Below are 2284 nucleotides of genomic sequence, written 5' to 3' on the forward strand. Positions count from 1 at the left end.
GGTACGATCCGACTTGCGGGGTCGCGGCCGACCCGGCAGCGGGCGGGTTCGGCGCCCCTTCGGCGGCCGGGGCGGAGGCGACCGGTCGCGTGGTCGAGGTCGAGGTGGAGGCCCAGGACATGCGGTTCGAGCCCGCCTCGGTCGAGGTCGACGCCGGCGACGAGCTCGTCCTGGTGGTCACCAACGTCGACTCCACGGTGCACGACCTCGTGCTCGACTCGGGCGCGGCGTCGGGCCGGATCGCCCCCGGGGCGACGGCTCGGGTCGAGGTCGGCGTCGTCGGGAGGTCCCTCGACGGCTGGTGCTCGGTCGCGGGTCACCGGCAGATGGGCATGGTCCTCGACGTCGTCGTCCGGGGCGGGGCAGGGCAGGCCACGGCGGAGCAGGCGACGGCGGGGCAGGCCACGGCGGGGCAGGCCACGGACGAGCACGAGACGGCTCAGGGTGAGGATCGCCCCGGCGCGGAGTCCGCGATGGACCTGCGCGCCGACCCGGGGGAGGGTTTCGTCCCTCGCGACCCGGTCCTCGACCCGGCGCCCACCGGGACGGTGCACCGCGTGACCCTCGAGGTCGAGGAGGTCGAGCGTGAGGTCGCCCCGGGGGTCACCCAGTCCCTGTGGACCTTCGGCGGCTCGGCCCCGGGGCCCACCCTGCGCGGCTCGGTGGGGGACACCTTCGAGATCACCCTGGTCAACGACGGCTCGCTGGGCCACTCGATCGACTTCCACGCCGGGGCCCTGGCCCCGGACGAGCCGATGCGGACCATCGAGCCGGGCGAGAGCCTGACGTACCGGTTCACCGCGACCCGTGCGGGGATCTGGATGTACCACTGCTCGACGATGCCCATGTCGCTGCACATCGCCAACGGCATGTTCGGCGCGGTGATCATCGACCCGCCCGACCTGCCCGAGGTGGACCGCGAGTACGTGCTGGTCCAGCACGAGCTGTACCTGGGACCCCAGGGCGGCATCGCCGACACCGCGAAGATCGCCGCCGAGGCCCCCGATGCCGTCGTGTTCAACGGCCACGCGACCCAGTACGTGCACGAGCCGCTGGCCGTGGAGGTCGACGAACGGGTGCGCATCTGGGTGCTCGACGCGGGCCCGAGCCGGCCCTCCTCCTTCCACGTGGTCGGCGGCCAGTTCGACACGGTCTACCTCGAGGGGGCGTACACGCTGGGCGGCGCGGACGGCCCCGCGAGGGACGCGGGTGCGCAGGTCCTCGGGCTGCACCCCGCGCAGGGCGGCTTCGTCGAGCTCGCGCTGCCCGAGGCCGGGACGTACCCCTTCGTCTCGCACGCGATGGTCGACGCCGAAAGGGGGGCGGCGGGGCACATCCTCGTCGCGGATGCGAGCGACGAGGGCTGAGCCCGGTGAGGTCCTACGGTGGATCCATGCCCCTGGCCCCCCTGGTCGAGCCCGGCCCCGCCCTGACCGCCGAGCAGCTCGCCCGATGGTCACGTCACCTGCTGCTGCCCGAGCTGGGCGAGCTCGGCCAGCGCCGGCTGCGCAACGCACGGGTCTGCGTGATCGGTGCGGGAGGGCTCGGTGCGCCCGTGCTGCTCTACCTGGCGGCGGCGGGGGTCGGGTGCCTGGGCGTGGTCGACGCCGACGAGGTCGCCCTGAGCAACCTCCAGCGTCAGGTGCTGCACCGCACCCAGGACGTCGGCCGCGCCAAGGTCGACAGCGCCCGCGCGGCGATCGGTGACCTCGACCCCGGCGTCGACGTCCAGGTCCATCAGGTCCGCCTGACCGAGGCGAACGTCGACGAGGTGCTCACCGGGTACGACCTCGTCGTGGACGGCACGGACAACTTCCCGACCCGGTACCTGGTCAACGACGCGTGCGTCCGTCTCGGCCTGCCCGAGGTCTGGGGCTCGGTGCTGCGCTTCGACGCCCAGGTGTCGGTGTTCTGGGGCGCCCCGCCGGCCGGGGCCGGAGCAGCGCCGGTCCAGCTGCGCGACCTGTTCCCGGCACCGCCGCCCGAGGGGTCGGTGCCCTCCTGCGCCGAGGCCGGGGTGCTCGGGGCGCTCTGCGGTCAGGTCGGGTCGCTCATGGCCACCGAGGCGGTCAAGCTCGTCACCGGGGTGGGGGAGACGCTGCTCGGCCGGGTGCTCGTGCTCGACGCGCTCAGCTCGCGCTGGTCGGAGATCCCGCTGGTGGGTGGAGGTGCCCCTCCGTCGGCATCGGCGGTGGCGGACGTGTCGTCCTCCTCGGGCGGGCGCGCGACCCCCGCGGCGCCCTCCCCGGCTGGCTCCGCGGGGGTCGAGAGGTTCGGCACCGTG

Annotated in this window: 2 protein-coding genes; both read left to right on the forward strand. The window is 74.3% G+C overall.

Annotation, left to right across the window (positions count from 1 at the left end; all coding sequences use genetic code 11):
- A partial coding sequence (locus L0B03_RS16835) for a multicopper oxidase domain-containing protein (protein ID WP_250448013.1) occupies window positions 1–1367 on the forward strand: 1367 nt, incomplete at its 5' end.
- A 26-nt stretch (window positions 1368–1393) separates the two neighbouring features.
- A partial coding sequence (locus tag L0B03_RS16840; RefSeq protein ID WP_250448015.1) for a ThiF family adenylyltransferase occupies window positions 1394–2284 on the forward strand: 891 nt, incomplete at its 3' end.

The organism is Actinotalea sp. C106 (genome assembly GCF_023630195.1).
Lineage (GTDB): Bacteria > Actinomycetota > Actinomycetes > Actinomycetales > Cellulomonadaceae > Actinotalea.